Source organism: Pseudomonas sp. zjy_15 (assembly GCF_043101865.1).
GTDB classification, from domain to species: domain Bacteria; phylum Pseudomonadota; class Gammaproteobacteria; order Pseudomonadales; family Pseudomonadaceae; genus Aquipseudomonas; species Aquipseudomonas putida_Y.
In genome coordinates this window covers 66414-83972 of record NZ_JBICII010000064.1, presented here as the reverse complement: position 1 = coordinate 83972, position 17559 = coordinate 66414, and the positions used below count along the sequence as shown (strand labels likewise).

Genomic DNA, 17559 nt, shown 5'->3' with positions numbered 1-17559 from the left:
GACACTTTTGTATCTATCCGACCTGGAATTGGCGGGATGACCACTGGCCAAGGGGGCGCTGAGCGCCCCCCGCCAGGCAACGCTATTTCAGATCAAAGCGGTCCAGCTCCATGACCTTCTGCCAGGCGGCTACAAAGTCCCGGACAAACTTGTCACCGCCATCACTGCTGGCATACACCTCGCTCAACGCCCGCAACTGGGCATGCGAACCGAACACCAGATCTACTCGGCTACCGCTCCACTTCACCTGCCCGGTCTTGCGGTCGCGGCCTTCAAAGGTCTCGTTGTCCGCCGAGGTCGGTTTCCACTCCACGCTCATATCCAGCAAGTTGCGGAAGAAGTCGTTGCTCAGCGTCCCCGGCTTGTCGGTGAACACCCCGAGTTTGCTGCCACCATGGTTGGCACCGAGCACCCGCAGGCCACCGATCAGCACGGTCAGCTCTGGCGCGGTCAGGGTCAGCAACTGCGCCTTGTCCAGCAACAGTTTCTCGGCCTTGACGCTGTAACGTGCCTTGGTGAAGTTGCGGAAGCCATCGGCCAGCGGCTCCAGCACGGCGAACGACTCGACGTCGGTCTGCTCCTGGGACGCATCGACCCGCCCCGGGCGGAATCCTACGCTGCCGCTGTAACCGGCATCCTTGGCAGCTTTTTCGACTGCCGCGGTACCGGCCAGCACGATCAGGTCAGCCAGGGAAACCTTCTTGCCGCTGTTGTTGAACTCGGCCTGGATCTTCTCCAATGCCGCCAGCACCTTGTCCACGCCCTGGTTTGCAGCCCAGTCCTTCTGTGGGGCCAAGCGCAAACGCGCGCCGTTGGCACCACCGCGCTTGTCGGAGCCACGGAAGGTCGACGCGGATGCCCAGGCGGTGGAGACCAGTTCGCCCACGCTCAAACCCGAGGCCAGGATCCTGGACTTGAGGGTCGCGATGTCTTGCTCGCTGATCGTGGCTGGGTCGGCTTTGGGTAGCGGGTCTTGCCACAGCAACTCTTCATTGGGCATTTCCGGGCCCAGATAGCGCGCCAGCGGGCCCATGTCGCGGTGGATCAGCTTGTACCATGCACGGGCGAACGCATCCGCCAACTGGTCAGGGTTGTCTTTGAAACGGCGGGCGATCGGCTCGTAGATAGGGTCGAAGCGCAATGCCAGGTCGGAGGTCAACATCGACGGTGCATGCCTTTTACCGGGATCGTGTGCATCTGGCACCGTGCCTGCGCCTTTGCCGTCTTTCGGCCGCCACTGGTGCGCGCCGGCCGGGCTTTTGGTCAGCTCCCACTCAAAGTCGAACAGGTTATTCAGGTACTCGTTGCTCCATTGGGTCGGGGTGGAGGTCCAGATCACTTCCAGGCCACTGGTGATGGTATCCCCGCCTTTGCCGGAGCCAAACGTGTTGTGCCAGCCCAGGCCCTGCATCTCCAGGCCTGCCGCTTCCGGCTCGGGGCCGACGTTGTCGGCGGGGCCGGCACCGTGGGTCTTGCCGAACGCGTGCCCACCGGCGATCAAGGCCACGGTTTCTTCATCGTTCATGGCCATGCGACCAAAGGTTTCACGGATGTCCTTGCCTGAGGCTACGGGGTCGGGGTTACCTTCCGGGCCTTCCGGGTTCACGTAGATCAGGCCCATCTGCACGGCGGCCAGCGGGTTTTCCAGGTTACGCTCGGCCGACAGGTTGCGATTCTGCTCTTCACCATGCTTGGCCGGCTCGGCCACCAGGTCACCCTGCCCTGGCGCCTGCGCCTTGGCCTGATCCTTGCCGTAACGGGTATCGCCGCCCAGCCACTCCTTTTCCGACCCCCAGTACACGTCTTCGTCCGGCTCCCACACGTCGGCACGCCCGCCGGAGAAGCCGAAGGTCTTGAAGCCCATGGATTCGAGGGCAACATTACCGGTGAGTACGATCAGGTCGGCCCAGGAAATCTTGTTGCCGTACTTCTGCTTGATCGGCCACAGCAGGCGCCGGGCCTTGTCCAGGCTGACGTTGTCCGGCCAGCTGTTGAGCGGGGCGAAGCGTTGCTGGCCGGAGCCCGCCCCCCCACGGCCGTCACCAATGCGGTAGGTGCCGGCGCTGTGCCAGGCCATGCGGATGAACAGCGGGCCGTAGTGGCCGAAATCGGCCGGCCACCAGTCCTGCGAGTCGGTCATCAGGGCGGTCAGGTCTTTCTTCAGGGCCTGGAAGTCGAGGCTCTTGAACGCCTTGGCATAGTCGAAGTCCGGGTCAGGGCTGGACTTGGAGGAATGCTGGTGAAGAATTCTCAGGTTGAGCTGGTCAGGCCACCAGTCACGATTGGTGGTGCCGCCACCTGCGGTTTGATGGAACGGGCATTTCGATTCGTTCGACATCTGCGGGTACCTTTGGGTCGGTTATCCAGATTTCCGGTCTATGCCAGTGTTCTTTCAGCCGAGCGGGTGGGCTCGTACTACCCCTCATCAGGTGTACACGGGGCTTGCGAAGCTGTCACGCCGGGGGGCCACGGTCTTGCACACAGGTGCTGACGCGCTGCCCGGTCGCGGAATTCGCGGGGCCACGGGAAAGACTAGTCGAGCTTGGGCAGAGTTCTAATAGAGTGGCTGTTGGAGCCTGATAGGCTGGCTCTGTCAGGCACTGGCCTGTATCGACCGCTTCGCGATCAAGCCCGCGACGAGGCCGGCACATCCATACAAGGCACAAGGCCCGGCACCGTGCTTCAATACACAGCCATACCCTTTGCCCCGGACGCCGAGCCCTCATGAACCGCAACGACCTGCGCCGCGTCGACATGAACCTGCTGGTGCTGTTCGAAGCCCTGATGATCGAACGCAACCTGACCCGCGTCGGCGAAAAGCTGTTTATCACCCAATCCACCGTCAGCGCCGCCCTCGCCCGCCTGCGCGAACTGTTCGACGACCCGCTGCTGATACGCAACGGCCGGGCCATGGAACCCACGCCACGGGCCCTGCAGATCTTTGCCGAACTTGGCCCGGCCATGGACGTGATTTCCGCCGCCATCAGTCGCGCCCGCGAATTCGACCCGGCCAACAGCTGCAACGTGTTCCGCCTGGGGCTTTCCGATGATGCCGAGTTCGGCCTGTTTCCGGCTCTGCTGCAGGCCCTGCGTGAAGAGGCCCCGGAGATCAGCGTGGTAGTGCGGCGGGCCAACTTTCTGCTGATGCCCGGCTTGCTGGCCAGCGGCGAGATCTCGGTAGGCGTGAGCTATACCACCGACCTACCGGCCACCGCCAAACGCCGCAAGCTGCGCGACATCGGCGTACGGGTGCTGCGCGCCGACGACCGCCCGGGGCCGCTGACCCTCGACGAATACTGCGCCCGCCCGCATGTGATGGTGTCGTTCTCCGGTGACATGAGCGGCAACATCGACCTCGATCTGGCACGCATCGGTCGTTGCCGCAAGGTGGTGCTGGCGGTGCCGCAGTTCGGTAGCCTGCGCGCCCTGCTGCGCAACACCGAGCTGATCGCCACGGTGCCGGACTACGCCGCTTGCGCTCTCGCCGACGACGGCAGCCTGCGCGCCGACCCGGCGCCGTTCGACATCACCGAGGCCGAGCTGTCGATGGTCTGGAGCGGCGCCCAGGACAACGACCCCGCCGAGCGCTGGCTGCGCGACCGCATCCTGCAGTTCATGACCACGCAGTGATGCCCTCTTCGCAGCGCAACGCTGCGCCTACCGCCCGTACAGCCTGAAGCACGCGGCTACTATTTGCCGCGCTGCATCCACGCTGCACCGAGCCCGCTGAGACAGATCACCAAAATCCCTACCAGGCTCAGGGTATCCGGCACCTGGCTGTAGACCACGAAGCCAAGCAACCCGGCAAACACGATCTGGCAATAGCTGAACGGTGCCAGCAACGCTGGCGCTGCATGGCGGAAGGCCTGGGTCAACAGCAGGTGCGCAGTCATGCCAAAGCCGCCCAGTGCCAGCATCAACAGGGCATGGTCCCAGCGCGGGACCTCCCAGAAGAACGGCACCAGCGCACTCATCGCCAAGGTGTTGCACAACCCCGCATAGAAGTTGCTGGTGGTCGGGCTGTCATGCGCCGCCAGAATGCGCGTCAGCAACTGATAGAAGCAGAAGCCCAACGCCGAACCGAACGGATACAGAATGGCCGGGGTAAACATCGCCCCGCCAGGGTGCACCACCACCAGCACGCCAATAAAGCCCATCACCACCGCCACCCACTGCCCGACTGTCACTCGCTCTTTCAGCAGCGGCGCCGACAGCGCGGTGACCAGTACCGGGGCAAGAAAGTTGACGGCCGTGGCCTCCGCCAGTGGCAGGTACTGCAAGCCGGTCGTGAACAGCAGGCTGGTGCTCAGCAGGCTCAGGGCCCGCAAGGTCTGCAATACCGGCCGGCGGGTGCGCAACACGTTGAGCCCAGACTTGGGCAGGAAGATGCCGGCCATCAGCAACGTGTGCACCACATAACGCGCCCACACCACCATGACTATCGGGTACAGGCCACCCAGGAATTTGGACAAGGCATCGTGGCTGGCGAACAGGAACGTCGCCACCACCACCAACGCGATGCCGCGCAGGGGTTGGTTGACGCCGGACAGCGGTGTGCTGGAACTCATGGCTCTCTCGATGACGGCGCGGCAGCAAGCCGCGCCCGGGGAAGGACGCGCAGGCATTGCCCGGCGGATGTAACAGCTGGGATTCTAGAAGAGATGCCGCAGAATAAGGAAGTTCATTTGCCGCTTGCCCCGGCCAAGTGCAATTTCTGTTCGCTGATCGACCACTTTCCACCTGGCATGCATGGCCCGTGCACGGTTGATCGCTGACCATCGACCGACCCCTGCACCCTACAAGGAATTTACATGCAACGGCTCACCACCCGCACCGGCCTGGACCTGCCCGCCATCGGCCTGGGCACCTGGCCAATGACCGGCAGTGAATGCACCCAGGCCGTGCGCCAGGCACTGGACGTGGGTTACCGGCACATCGACACCGCCACCGCCTACGAAAACGAAGCGGCCGTTGGCCAGGCGCTGCGTGACAGCGCCGTGCCACGCGAGCAGATCCATCTGACCACCAAGGTCTGGTGGGACCGTCTGGCGCCCCAAGCCATGCGTCAGTCGCTGGAAGACAGCCTGCGCGCGCTGGGTACCGAACAGGTTGACCTGTTCCACATCCACTGGCCAGGCACAGACTGGGACCTGGCCCGCAGCATCGACACCCTGATAGCCCTGCGTGACGAAGGCAAGGCGCGCCACATTGGCGTGGCCAACTTCCCATTGGGGTTACTGCGCCAGGTGGTGGAAACCCTGGGCGCGCCGTTGTCGGCGATTCAGGTGGAGTACCATGTTCTGCTCAACCAGCAGCCGCTACTCGACTTCGCCCGCAGCCATGATTTGTTGCTCACCGCCTATACCCCGCTGGCACGCGGCCAGGCAGCGGCGCAGCCGGTGATCCAGGCGATTGCCCGCAAGCATGGCGTGCTGCCCAGCCAGGTAGCGCTGAAATGGCTGCTGGACCAGGACGGCGTGGCGGCGATCCCCAAAGCCAGCAGCCGCGAAAACCAGCTGGCCAACCTGGCCGCGTTGACCGTGCAGTTGGATGACGAAGACCGCGCAGCCATCGCCGGGCTGCCGAAAGACCAGCGCGTGGTTAGCCCGCCGTTTGCCCCGGACTGGAACAGCTGAGGCCGCCGCGCAAGTCATTGTTCTTGCGTGATGACCTGCTTCAACCGCTCGCTCGCCGGTGCCGGCCGCCCGTAAAAGTAGCCCTGGAAGTGCGAACAGCCTTCCGCCGCGAGCCGGCGCATCTGTTCCTCCGACTCCACGCCTTCGGCCGTGGTCTTGATCATCAGGCTGTTGGACAGCTCGGTAATGGCGCGAATGATCGACATGGCCTCGCGGCTGTCGCACATGTCATGCACAAACGACTTGTCGATCTTGATCCGGTCGAAGGGGAACGAGCGCAGGTAGCCCAGCGATGAGTAGCCCGTACCAAAGTCATCCAGTGAAATGGACACGCCCAGGTCTTTCAGGGCGCGCAAGGTGCGCACGTTTTCCTCGCTGTTGCCCAGCAGCACCGATTCGGTAATTTCCAGCTCCAGTCGCTGCGGCGGCAGGCCCGAGTCGGCCAGCGCGAGGGCGACGGTATGCACCAGATCGCCGTTCTTGAACTGCACCGCCGACAGGTTGACCGACACCGTCTGCTCACCGTCCCAGCTGGCCGCCTCCTGGCAGGCCAGATTCAGCGCACGGTTGCCCAACTCGTGGATCAACCCGGTTTCTTCGGCAATGGGGATGAAATCCATCGGCATGACCATGCCCCGGGTCGGGTGTTCCCAGCGCAGCAACGCCTCATAACCGGTAACGCTGCTGGTTTGATGATCGACTACCGGCTGGTAGTGCAGCTGCAACTGCCCCAGGTGCAGCGCTGTGCGCAGGTCGGTTTCCATCAGACGGCGCTGGCGGGCGGCAACGTCCAGTTCGACATCGAAGCATTCATAACGATTACGGCCGTTACGCTTGGCCTGGTACAGCGCCATGTCGGCATAGCCCAACAGCTGCTCTGCCTGGTCATTGTCATCAGGCGCGATGGCGATGCCGATGCTCACCCCCACCGCGAACTGATGCCCTTCGATCTGGAACGGCGGGCTGATGGCCTTGATCAGGCGTTGCGCGGTATTACATGCGGCATCCCGCCCTTCCAGGCCCGTCAGCACCACGGCAAACTCATCGCCACCCAGGCGGGCCAAGGTGTCGTGCTCACGCAGTTCGCGGCGCAGACGCTTGCCCAACTCGCGTAGCAGCTTGTCGCCAAAGGCATGGCCAAGGGAGTCGTTGATGTTTTTGAAGTTGTCCAGGTCCAGGCACAGGGCAGCGGTCAGCTTGGCGTTTTCGCTGCCGCGCAACAAGGCCTGACGCAGCCGTTCGTGGAAAAGCGTCCGGTTGGGCAGCCCGGTGAGCGCGTCATGGTGCGCCATGTGGTGAATCTGCGCATGGGCGGCCAGCTCTTCGGTGGCGTCTTCAGCCACGAACAACACGTAATCGGCCTGCCCCTCGCGGCTCTGGCTGAGCAGGGTACGGCTGCGCAGGGTGCGGGGGCCACGGGCAGTGTCGACGCGGGTTTCGGCTGCGTGCCCCTTGGTACTGCGGGCACCACGCACGAATTGCTGCTCCAGGTAGTCACCGGCAGCCGGTGCCAGGCATTCCCGGGGCAACTGGCCGATCATGCTGCGCTGCGGCCCGCCGAACAGGCGTTCGGCCTGCTGGTTGGCCAACAGGATGCGCTGGCTTTCCAGGTCCTGGACGATGACGCTCGCGGGAATGTTGGCAATGACCGAATCGAGAAACTGCGACAGCTTGGCCATCTCCTGGCTGTACTGCTCGGCCAGCTCTTTGGCCTGCAGCAGTTCGAGTTCCTGGCGGTGGCGTTCGGAAATGTCGCGGGTGACCTTGGCGAAACCCACCAGGTGTCCGGCATCGTCGTATACCGCTTCGATGACCACATGGGCGTGGAAGGCCGTACCGTCCTTGCGCAGACGCACGCCCGTTTCTTCAAAGCGTCCGGTGCTGCGCGCCTGCTCCAGGTTTAACGTCGGCAACCCGGCTGCGCGCTCGCCATCGGTGTAGAACACCGAGTAGTGCTGGCCGACGATCTCATCGGCATGGTACCCCTTGGCGCGCTGGGCGCCGGGGTTCCAGTTGGCGACGATACCTTCAGGGGTAAGCAGGTAGATGGCATAATCCACCACGCTCTGGATCAATAGCCGGTACATGATGTCGGGGTTTGCTGCGAGCGACATGAACTTTACCTGAACCTTCGAAACGCATGAAAAGGGACCCGGCAAGCGGCGGCCGAGTCTTGGAAAGCGATAATGGCATTATGCTGCCCATGAAAATTTTGTGAAGCAACTCACAAAAATGACGCTTCCCCTTATCAGGACGAACGAAAGCGCACCAACCCTCAATGGCGGGTGCCGGTCACCAGAAAATTGAGCAAGTCCGGCTCATCCCCCAAGGCGATAGCCTGCGCCGGCCGCGGCAGGTTGGCCAGCACTGCATTGCAGAAAGCCACAGCGGCCAGATCCTGTGCATAGCAGCGCAGCAGCCAGTCACCCTCGCCCCCCAGCAACTGCAACGCCACCGCCTGGCCGATGCCCTGGCGGCGGTACTTCTTCAAGATGAACAGGTCGGCAAGCTCCTGCGCATCGATGCCAGGCAGTTCGCTGCGCTCGACCAGCACGAAGCCGGCGATGAACCCGTCTGCCAGCACCAGATACGCGCCCCAGCCGTCGTCCTGCCAGTAGCGTTGCAGGTGCTCCTCATGGATGTAGAAGCGGCCGTCCGCCTCAACGTCTTCCTGTTCCCAGTCGGAGGACTCGTAGCAATAGAACTGGTAGAGATTGCGGATCAGCGGAGCCTGTTCGATGGTGGTTGGCAGCAGCGCGAGGGGGAGCATGGTGTGGGGCCTGAGCAAAAGGACGATTCTAGGCTCTGTACGAAAAGCCTTGATACTTGTTCATGCTGCGTTGAAAACAGCCTCGGAATGCTCATGTACTCCAGTACACTCCGCTTCCTCGGCTGTTTTCGCCTTGCCTGACCTGCGTCTCAAGACTTTTCGTACAGAGCCTAGATCACCAGGCCCTTGCAGCAAAAAGCCCGGGACCTCCCCGCACGGAAAGCCCCAGGCAAAATCACAGTGACAAAACCTCGGACTCAGCCCTCCTGCAACGCCCGCGGCCGATGGCTTCGCGCCTCGGCGTCAGGCGACCTGGCACCCTGCAAGCGGAAGTCGAATGACAGCTCGGCAAAGCGCTCGCCTTGCACACCGCGGTCGCGCGCCGCCGCCGCATCCTCGACAAAACGCAGTTCGCCGATCAGCCCGTCACGGGTGGCATAGGCAAAGTCGTCCCACAGGTACTTGTCGCCCGCAAAGTTGATCTGCGTGGTCAGGTGGCGGTGCCCTGGTGCCGAAATGAAGAAGTGCACGTGCGCCGGGCGCTGGCCGTGGCGGCCGAGCAGGTCCAGGCATTCCTGGGTTGGGCCCTGCGGGTCGCAACCATACCCCGATGGCACGATCGAGCGCGCGCGGTAGCGGCCCTCGGCATCGGTGATGATACGCCGGCGCAGGTTGAACTCGGATTGTGTCGAATCGAAGTACGAATAGGTGCCTTGGGTGTTGGCGTGCCACAGGTCGACGGTGGCACCGGCCAACGGCTTGCCGTCGGCATCGAACACCTGGCCCTGAAGGAACATCACCACGCCCGGGTCAGTGCCGTCGTCCATGCGCACTTCGCCCTGGGCCAGCGGCGCCCCGGCAACATACAGCGGGCCTTCGATGGTGCGCGGGGTGCCGCCGCCAAGGCCGGCTTCGGCGTCCTTGGCATCCTGCAGCAGGTCGAGGAAGTGCTCGATGCCCAGCCCAGCAGCCAGCAGGCCCGCCTCGTTACGACCGCCCAGGCGGTTGAGGTAGTCGACGGCGTGCCAGAACTCGTCCTCGGTGATTTCCAGGTCTTCGATCAGCCGAGCGGTGTCTTGCAGCACGCGCAGAATGATCTGCTTGAAGCGCGGGTTTCCTTCGGCATGGTCCAGGCCAGCCACCTGGTTGAAGAAGGCTTGAATGTCGGCAGTGTGGGAAATTTTCACGGTCATCGTGCTTACCTCGTATTGTTCTTGTCAGGCATACAGGTGCGAATCAGCGATCGTCGCTGTGGATAGACGAGGGATGCCGACACAGGCCGTCGACCTCGATGTCCATGTACGGGAACAGCGGCAGCTGCATCAGCGTGTCATGCAACGCCTCGACGCTGGGCACATCGAACACGCTGTAGTTGGCGTAATGCCCGGCAATGCGCCACAGGTGACGCCAGATGCCTTCGCGCTGCAGGCGCTGAGCCAGTTCCTTTTCGTCGGCCTTGAGCTGGGCGGCCTTGGCCGGGTCCATGTCGACCGGCAGCTTCACGGTCATCTTCACGTGGAACAACATGGTTATCTCCTTGCTTGCTGATCAGCGACGGGCGAAGCGCGCCAGGCGCTGTTCGTCCAACGTCAGGCCCAGGCCTGGGGTATGGGGGATGTGCAGCTGGAAGTCGCGGTATTGCGGCGGCTCGTTGACGATCTCCTCGGTCAGCAGCAGCGGCCCGAACAGCTCCGTACCCCAGGTGAGCTGGCGCAGGGTGAGGAATGCATGGGCCGAAGCCAGGGTGCCGATCGAACCTTCGAGCATGGTGCCGCCGTACAAGGCGATGCCAGCGGCCTCGGCGATCTGTGCAGTGCGCAGCACCGCGCGCGGGCCACCATTCTTGGCGATTTTCAGGGCGAAGATGCTGGCGGCGCCGTCGGCGGCCAGGCTGAAGGCGTCCTCGACGCTTTCGATCGACTCATCGGCCATGATCGGTGCCGGGCTGCGCTGGTTCAGGCGCACCTGGCCACCGCGGTTGACGCGCGAAATCGGCTGCTCGATCAGGTCGATGCCGTTGTCGCCCAGTACCTGACAGGCGCGGATGGCCTGGGACTCGTCCCAATACTGGTTGACGTCGACCCGCACGCTGGCGCTGTCACCCAGCTCGCGCTTGATCGCGACCACGTGCTTGAGGTCCTGGGCCACCGGGTTGGCGCCGATTTTCAGCTTGAACACCCGGTGCCGGCGAATGTCCAGCATGTGCTGGGCTTCGGCGATATCGCGAGCGGTGTCGCCGCTGGCCAGGGTCCAGGCCACTTCCAGGCTGTCACGCACGCGCCCCCCCAGCAGTTCGCTGACCGGCAGGCCCAGGCGTTTGCCCTGGGCGTCGAGCAAGGCGCTTTCGATGCCGGACTTGGCGAAGGTGTTGCCCTTGGCCAGCTTGTCCAGCTTGAGCATGGCGGCGTTGATGTTGTCTGCTGGCAGGCCGATCAGCGCCGGGGCGAGGTGCGCGTCGATATTGGCCTTGATGCCTTCGGGGCTTTCGTAGCCATAAGCCAGGCCACCGATGGTGGTGGCTTCGCCGATGCCTTCCACGCCATCGCTGCAGCGCAGGCGCAATACCACCAGGGTCTGCTGCTGCATGGTGTGCATCGCCAGCTTGTGCGGGCGAATGGTCGGGAGATCGACGATAATTGCATCTATGTGTTCAATCAGCGCGCTTGTCATTGTTGCCAGGTCCCGTCAGGTCGGGCTTTCAGTTGCAGGCCCGAGTGATGCGTTTACTTGATTGTTGAAGGATTGCGCGAGACCCTGACGACCGTCCAATATCAAATGAATCTCCCACCATACCCTGGAGGTCTGATGGAGCTGCGCCACCTGCGTTACTTCAAAGTCTTGGCCGAGACCCTGAACTTCACCCGCGCCGCCGAGCTGCTGCACATCGCCCAGCCACCACTGAGTCGGCAGATCAGCCAACTGGAGGACCAGCTCGGTACCCTGCTGGTGGTGCGCGAACGTCCGCTGCGGCTGACCGAAGCCGGCCGCTTCTTCTACGAGCAGACCTGCACTGTGCTGCAGCAGTTGCAGAACATCAGCGACAACACCCGCCGCATCGGCCAGGGCCAGCGCCAGTGGCTGGGCATCGGCTTTGCGCCCTCCACCCTGTACACCGTGCTGCCGGAGCTGATCCGCGAGCTGCGCCAGGACAGCGAGCTGGAACTGGGCCTGAACGAGATGACCACCTTGCAACAGGTGGAGGCGCTGAAAAGCGGGCGTATCGACATTGGCTTCGGGCGCATTCGCATCGACGACCCAGTGATTCACCAGCAGGTGCTGTGCGAGGACCCACTGGTGGCCGTGCTGCCCAAGGGCCACCCCCTGGCGGGCCGCCCGCTCAGCCTGGCCCAACTGGCTGGCGAAGCGTTCATCCTCTACCCGGCCAATCCCCGGCCCAGCTATGCCGACCACGTGCTGGCGCTGTTCGCCCACCACGGCATGAGCATTCGTGTCAGCCAGTGGGCCAACGAATTGCAGACCGCCATCGGCCTGGTAGCGGTTGGCGTCGGCGTGACTCTGGTGCCGGCATCGGTACAGCAGCAGCACCGTACCGATATCGAGTATGTCGACCTGCTTGATAGCGGCGCCGTCAGCCCGATCATCCTCAGCCGACGCAAGGGTGATGTAAGCCCGATCGTGCAGCGGTGCCTGGCGTTGATCGAGCAACAGGCCATATGAACACACCATGCACCTTGTGGGAGCGGGCGCGCCCCACAGGGACTGTATAGCCCTGCCCCATTGCCTATGCGTGCCCCGTATACCCATCGGTATATGGATGTTCCCGATGATCTGTTTCATGCTCCAGCACGCGAATCGCGAAACGCCCGGGCTCAAGACAGTCAATCAAAAATCATCGGGAGTCGAACATGGCTGGACGTCTTAACGGCAAGGTGGCGCTGATTACTGGCGGTGCGGGCGGCTGCGGGCTGGCCGCATCGGAGCTGTTCGCGGCAGAAGGGGCCAGGGTGGGCATTGTCGACCTGCCCGGCAGCAAGGGCGCCGAAGTTGCAAGGCGATTGCGTGATGCAGGTTACCAGGCCATCTTCGCTGCCGCCGATGTCTCGGACGCACAGCAAGTGAAGGCCGCGGTGGCGGCCGTAGAAGAGGCCTTCGGCCACATCACCGTGCTGATGAACCACGCGGGCATCCTGTCGGCCATGCCCTTCCTGGAAACCAGTGAAGAAGAATGGGACCGGATCATGGCCGTGAACGTGAAGAGCATGTTCCTGGTCACCGGCGCGGTGTTGCCGGGCATGCTTGCGGCCGGCGGCGGCAGTATCGTCTGCACCTCATCAATCTCGGCAGTGGTGGGCACGCCGATGGAGGTGCTGTATTGCACCAGCAAGGGTGCCACGCATATGTTCGCCCGGGCCATCGCTGTGGAGTTTCGCGACCGAGGCATTCGCGCCAATGCCATCTGCCCGGGCTTCATCGCCACCGCCCACGGCCTGCGCGAGATCGACATGTTGCGCAAGCATGGCGTAGACGTCAGCGAACAGGCCATCGCTGCCGCCCAGGGGCGCTTGTGCCAACCCTCGGAAGTCGCCAGCGCAGCCTTGTTCCTGGCCAGTGACGACGCCAGTTTCGTCAACGGCGCGCACCTGTTTGCCGACAATGGCTACACCGCCCTCTGATTACAAGAACAACCGGCAGGAGAACGATGTGAGCACCTCTTCCAACAACATGCATATCAACGAATTCGGCCTTGAACACGCGCACTGGCGCAACTGGGCCGGAAACCAGTCCTGCATCCGTGCAGCACGCGGGGCACCGGCCAGCGAGGACGAATTGTGCTCAATGGTCAGCCAGGCCAGCAGCAATGGCATGAACGTGCGCGTGGCCGGCTCGGGGCATTCCTTCACCCCGGTGGCACTGACCAATGGCCTGCACCTGACCCTGGCCAACATGAGCGGCGTACGCCATGTCGACCACGAGAAAAAGCGCGTCACCGCTGCCGCCGGCACCACCATCAATGCCTTGGGCAAGACATTGCGTGCCGCCGGGTTGTCAATGGTCAACCAGGGCGACATCGACAGCCAGTCTATTGCAGGCGCATTGACTACCGGTACCCACGGCACCGGTCTGACCCTCGGCAACCTGGCCTCGTCGATTGTCGGCATGAAGCTGGTGCAACCCGATGGCGAAATACTCGTGGTCGACGAAAGCACCCCCGACCTGCTACAGGCGGGCCGGGTGTCGCTGGGCGTACTGGGCATTGTTTCAGAACTGACCTTGCAGGTGACCGACAGCTTCAACCTGCACGAGCGCATCTGGCGCGAAGACTTCGAAAGCGTGATGGAAAAGCACGACGAACTGGCACGCAAACACCGCCACTTCAGCTTCTTCTGGTGCCCCTACGAGCAAAGCCGCCATTGCTATTGCCTACCCGATACCGCCGCCACCTCTACAAGCGGGCGCACCACCGATGTCTGCGAAGTGAAGGTCATGGACATCACCGACCACCCGATCTGGGAAAGCGAGTTCGAGAAAGTGGCCTACAGCTCGGATGTGTACCCGATCGAGTACCTGCCCAACTTTCACGAGCTGGAATACGCTGTGCCGTTGCGCCACAGCAAGGAAGCGTTGCGGGCCGTGCGCAAGCTGATGCTGGAGGACTTCCCCGAGGCCATCTACCCCATCGAGTACCGCTTTACTGCCGGAGACGGGGCGTGGATGAGCCCATTCTTCGAGCAGGACAGCGTGACCATTTCGGTGTCCGGCCAGCCGGGTACCGACTACTGGGACTATCTGCGGGCGGTGGATCAGATCCTGCGTTCCTATGGCGCCAGGCCGCACTGGGGCAAGCTGCATTTCCTGACGGGTGAAGATGTGAGTGCAATATACCCGCGTGCCGAGGACTTCCGTAAGCTGCGCCGCCAGCTCGATCCGCAAGGGATCTACCTCAGCGAGCACCTGAGTCCGCTGTTCAGGTGACCTGTACCTGATACAGCAAGGGGCTGCTTTGCAGCCCCTTGCTGTATCAGCCCTTGGCCAGATAATCGATAAACAGGCGAAACAGTTCGGCGTTGGATGAAATTTCCAGGCGCTGATAGATGTTGTGCTTGTGCACCTTTACCGTCCCATCGGAAATATTCAGCTGCCGCGCAATCGACGCATTGCTGTGCCCCTGTAACAACAACTTGGCGATAAGGCGCTGGGTTTCAGTCAGTTGCCCTTGCAAGATCTCTACGAAGGCGTCCTCCAGCACCACCCCCTCTGGTGCCGCGCGCAGGATATCAGCGTAACGCAATCGACAGTGCTGACCAAAAACCGAAGCCAGCAGCGGCGACATTGCCGCCAACAGCTCCATTTCCCCTGCATCGAAATCCCCACTGCCGTGGTTGCGCATCAGCGAATAGACGATCGCCAACTGGGGCCGCAGGGGAATGATGAAGCCCACCTCATCCACCGCCGTCCCATAGTCGGACGACACACAGGGGTGGATGTCCTTGGAAATGGCAAACCCTGAAGAGAAGAAGCAGTCAGGTGCCAGTTCGCTCATGCGCCATAGCCCGGATGGGTGCTCGTTGACGCAAGCAACGTAGAACGGGTCAAGCAGGTAGCCGCCGCGCACGTAGGCGTTCAACGTACGCTCCGTGACCGTACGGTTATACCCGTTATGCACCAGCAGTGCTGGTTGATTGAACTGGAACAGGTAGGCGCAACTCATGTCGAACGTCAGCTTGCTGCGCAGCCACGCATCCAGCGCCGGTCCCAGCTGTTCGCTGCCGATCGCCTCGATCACCGCTGCCAACTCGTTTGCCTCATCTTTTGTCATTGCTCACCACACGCTCATGCACCGAAGGCCTGCATGACCTTACCGCCTTGATCGGTTAAAAACACAAAATCCGGAGCGCCCAGGACGCTCCGGATCATGCGCATGACGCTTTTGCTCAGGACGGCTCGGCCACCCCCTTGCAGACACCTGCGGCAGCGTCCTGACGTCCCAGCTCCTGCGCCTTGGGCACCGCCAGCCAACTGGCCAGCAGCATGGCGATCAGGCCGCCACTGAGTTTGCCTATCATCAACGGCAGTATCAGCGAGGGCTGGAAGTTGGCGGAGAAGGCCATGTGGTCGCCAAAGGTGAACGCGGCGCACACAGAGAAAGCGATCACCAATACCTTGTCCTTGGGCGGCATTTCGCTGACCAAGCGAAACATGGCCAGGATATTCGCCGAGGCCGCCAATACCCCGGCCGCACCGACACCAGACATGCCAAAGCGCGAGGCCACCCGTTCGATTGGCCGCGCCAGGAAGCGCTTGAGCAAGTGCACCATGGGGAACGCCCCGCACAGCATCAGGCCGATGTAGCCAGCAATTTCCAAGGCGCGAAACTGATCATCGGCATCGGCGATGATCGGCGCAAAACCCCAGCTGCCGAACAGGTGGCTGAACAGGCCGGTGAAGTACTGCACGATGGACGCTACCAGCACCAACACCACGGCGATGTACATGAACTGGCCGAGCTTGAGGAACAGGTACACCATCAGTGTGGGGAAGTAGCGCAATGCCGCTGCCAGGGCAATGCAAAACAGGATCAACGGCATCAGGTTGCGCAGCAGCATTGCCCAGGTGAAGTGCAGTGCCTGGGTAGCGGCGCCAGTGGTAGCGATGTCCGGACGCACGCTCAGGCCAAGCGCCTGCATGGTCATGGCAATGATCATGATGCTCAGCGGAATGGTCAGCAGCCCGGCCATGATCCCCAGTGCCATGTACTTGTGGTCGGCCTTGTGCAGCATGGCCAGCCCGACCGGAATGACGAAGATGATGGTGGCGCCGCACTGAAAGCCGGTGATCAGGCCGAGGATCCAGCCTTCCTGGCTTTGCGCCAGCGCTTTGGCTAACTGGTAGCCGCCCATGTCCGAGGCGATGAAGATGGGACCGGCAATGCCAGGGTCGGCCCCGATGGCCTGGAACAGTGGCGCGATCACATGACTGATACCTGCTGAAATGTACGGGATCGCCGCCATGATGCCGGCTACCGGGATAAAGATGGGGCCGATGCTGTGCAGGCCGGCGATGAACTCCTGGCCCAGCTCGCCTTCAGGGTTGTAGATGGATGCCACGGCACCCAGTACCGCGCACACCATGATGACGTAGATGACATAGGTGCCGATGCTTTCCATTTGCCGCCTCATTTTTAGAGTTTTGGGTTGGCAGGACTGAAATGTAACGGGGCATCGTTGTTGTTATGGCTTGAGCATGGCGCGCCCCGTCGAGGGTTAAGCTATGCGGCAAGGTGCAGGGCTGTCCATATACCGGGAGGTATAGAAAATTGATCACCGCGTTACGCTAAGGATTTCCAGCTGATCACCGCGTAACCAGTCGATAAACCGTGCAAACAACTCCGATTGCGAGTTGATCTCAAGTTTCATGTACAGGTTCTTGCGGTGCATGCGCACGGTCTCCGGCGAGATACCCAGCTCCAGCGCGGTAGATTTCACCGAGTGCCCGCGCAAGATCATGTGCGCCACTTCCCGCTCGCGGTCGGTCAGCACCTGGCAGCCAAAGCTGTCGAACGCTGCCTGCAGGCTGCTGCGCTCGGTTGATGCAGCGCCCGGTTCCAGGTTGTGCCGGGCATAGCGCCCCAGCAGTTCGCGTACCATCGGCTCCAGTGCACGCAACAGGTCGACCTGCCCGGCATTCAGGCGGGTGCCGCTACAGCCCTGGAACAGGCTCAGCGACAGCTTGCGGCCTGCGCTGAGGTCGACGATGTAGTAGCTGTCCTCACTGCAACCTGTACCCAGGTAATAGGCCTTGTAGTAGTCGCTGTCGAAGAAGTTGTCGGGGGCGATTTCCTGCAGGTGGTAGAAGCCTTCGGCCAGGCCGCTTTGCACGGCAAGGCAGAAAGGGTCCAGCAGGTAGCCGGCACTGAAATAGCGCTCCAGCACGGCGGCCCGGTGCCGTTCGGGGATGCCTTGCTGGTACAGCAACTGCGGTGCCCGCCCCTGGCACTCAAGGCTGATCATCATCGATTCCACCTGCACCAACTGGCCGATGGCAGCGGCCACATACGCCAGCGCCTCGGGGGTTTCGCCATGGGCCAGGGCGCGTTGCAACGCCGCGTGCCACTGCTGCAGCGCGCCCATTGTGAGGGTAAGCGGGGTGTCGGGAGAGGCCTGGGTCATGCCCGGCAGTCTAGCCTGCCAGGCA

15 protein-coding genes are annotated in these 17559 nt (G+C 62.6%); 5 read left to right on the top strand and 10 right to left on the bottom strand.

What is annotated here, in order from left to right:
• Nucleotides 1-82: 82 nt before the first annotated feature.
• Nucleotides 83-2338, bottom strand: coding sequence for a catalase/peroxidase HPI (gene katG / locus ACF8EF_RS12430; protein WP_392461208.1), 2256 nt, complete (start codon nucleotides 2336-2338; stop codon nucleotides 83-85).
• Nucleotides 2339-2724: 386 nt separating this feature from the next.
• Between katG and ACF8EF_RS12425 the strand changes: the two genes are divergently transcribed.
• Nucleotides 2725-3630, top strand: a complete 906-nt coding sequence (locus ACF8EF_RS12425) for a LysR family transcriptional regulator (protein WP_392529106.1) — start codon at nucleotides 2725-2727, stop codon at nucleotides 3628-3630.
• 59 nt (nucleotides 3631-3689) lie between these two features.
• Here the strand turns inward: ACF8EF_RS12425 and ACF8EF_RS12420 are convergent, their stop codons facing one another.
• A complete protein-coding gene (locus tag ACF8EF_RS12420) occupies nucleotides 3690-4568 on the bottom strand; it encodes a DMT family transporter (protein ID WP_010954509.1) in 879 nt (292 codons plus the stop codon).
• 243 nt (nucleotides 4569-4811) lie between these two features.
• On the opposite strand from ACF8EF_RS12420, the gene ACF8EF_RS12415 reads away from it, so the two are divergent.
• The gene (locus ACF8EF_RS12415; RefSeq protein ID WP_392461206.1) at nucleotides 4812-5636 is read left to right on the top strand and encodes an aldo/keto reductase; all 825 of its coding nucleotides are present in this window, start codon (nucleotides 4812-4814) and stop codon (nucleotides 5634-5636) included.
• Between the two features lie 14 nt (nucleotides 5637-5650).
• Here ACF8EF_RS12415 and ACF8EF_RS12410 read toward each other — a convergent pair whose 3' ends face one another.
• From ACF8EF_RS12410 to ACF8EF_RS12390, 5 genes are all read right to left on the bottom strand, one after another.
• Entirely contained in the window at nucleotides 5651-7750 is a 2100-nt protein-coding gene (locus tag ACF8EF_RS12410) for a putative bifunctional diguanylate cyclase/phosphodiesterase (protein ID WP_392461205.1), read from the bottom strand.
• Nucleotides 7751-7911: 161 nt separating this feature from the next.
• Entirely contained in the window at nucleotides 7912-8406 is a 495-nt protein-coding gene (locus tag ACF8EF_RS12405; RefSeq protein ID WP_176682460.1) for a GNAT family N-acetyltransferase, read from the bottom strand.
• A gap of 257 nt (nucleotides 8407-8663) precedes the next feature.
• Entirely contained in the window at nucleotides 8664-9599 is a 936-nt protein-coding gene (gene catA, locus ACF8EF_RS12400) for a catechol 1,2-dioxygenase (RefSeq protein WP_176682459.1), read from the bottom strand.
• A gap of 43 nt (nucleotides 9600-9642) precedes the next feature.
• Complete coding sequence (gene catC, locus ACF8EF_RS12395; protein WP_010954550.1) at nucleotides 9643-9933, bottom strand: muconolactone Delta-isomerase; 291 nt, start codon at nucleotides 9931-9933, stop codon at nucleotides 9643-9645.
• 21 nt (nucleotides 9934-9954) lie between these two features.
• Nucleotides 9955-11076, bottom strand: a complete 1122-nt coding sequence (locus ACF8EF_RS12390) for a muconate cycloisomerase family protein (protein ID WP_176682458.1) — start codon at nucleotides 11074-11076, stop codon at nucleotides 9955-9957.
• A 135-nt stretch (nucleotides 11077-11211) separates the two neighbouring features.
• Here ACF8EF_RS12390 and catR point away from each other — a divergent pair, with 135 nt between their 5' ends.
• The 3 genes from catR to ACF8EF_RS12375 all read left to right on the top strand — a co-directional run bounded on the left by catR (nucleotide 11212) and on the right by ACF8EF_RS12375 (nucleotide 14340).
• Nucleotides 11212-12084, top strand: coding sequence for an HTH-type transcriptional regulator CatR (gene catR / locus ACF8EF_RS12385; protein WP_274148270.1), 873 nt, complete (start codon nucleotides 11212-11214; stop codon nucleotides 12082-12084).
• 188 nt (nucleotides 12085-12272) lie between these two features.
• The gene (locus ACF8EF_RS12380) at nucleotides 12273-13040 is read left to right on the top strand and encodes an SDR family NAD(P)-dependent oxidoreductase (protein WP_012051983.1); all 768 of its coding nucleotides are present in this window, start codon (nucleotides 12273-12275) and stop codon (nucleotides 13038-13040) included.
• 28 nt (nucleotides 13041-13068) lie between these two features.
• Nucleotides 13069-14340: a D-arabinono-1,4-lactone oxidase gene (locus ACF8EF_RS12375; RefSeq protein WP_176682456.1), complete on the top strand. Its 1272-nt coding sequence runs from the start codon at nucleotides 13069-13071 to the stop codon at nucleotides 14338-14340.
• Nucleotides 14341-14386: 46 nt separating this feature from the next.
• Here the strand turns inward: ACF8EF_RS12375 and ACF8EF_RS12370 are convergent, their stop codons facing one another.
• From ACF8EF_RS12370 to ACF8EF_RS12360, 3 genes are all read right to left on the bottom strand, one after another.
• Entirely contained in the window at nucleotides 14387-15184 is a 798-nt protein-coding gene (locus ACF8EF_RS12370) for a LuxR family transcriptional regulator (protein ID WP_176682455.1), read from the bottom strand.
• Nucleotides 15185-15299: 115 nt separating this feature from the next.
• A complete protein-coding gene (gene eutH / locus ACF8EF_RS12365) occupies nucleotides 15300-16532 on the bottom strand; it encodes an ethanolamine utilization protein EutH (protein ID WP_176682454.1) in 1233 nt (410 codons plus the stop codon).
• 153 nt (nucleotides 16533-16685) lie between these two features.
• Nucleotides 16686-17534 (bottom strand): LuxR C-terminal-related transcriptional regulator, encoded by an 849-nt coding sequence (locus ACF8EF_RS12360; protein ID WP_392461204.1) that lies wholly within the window; start codon nucleotides 17532-17534, stop codon nucleotides 16686-16688.
• Nucleotides 17535-17559: the final 25 nt, after the last annotated feature.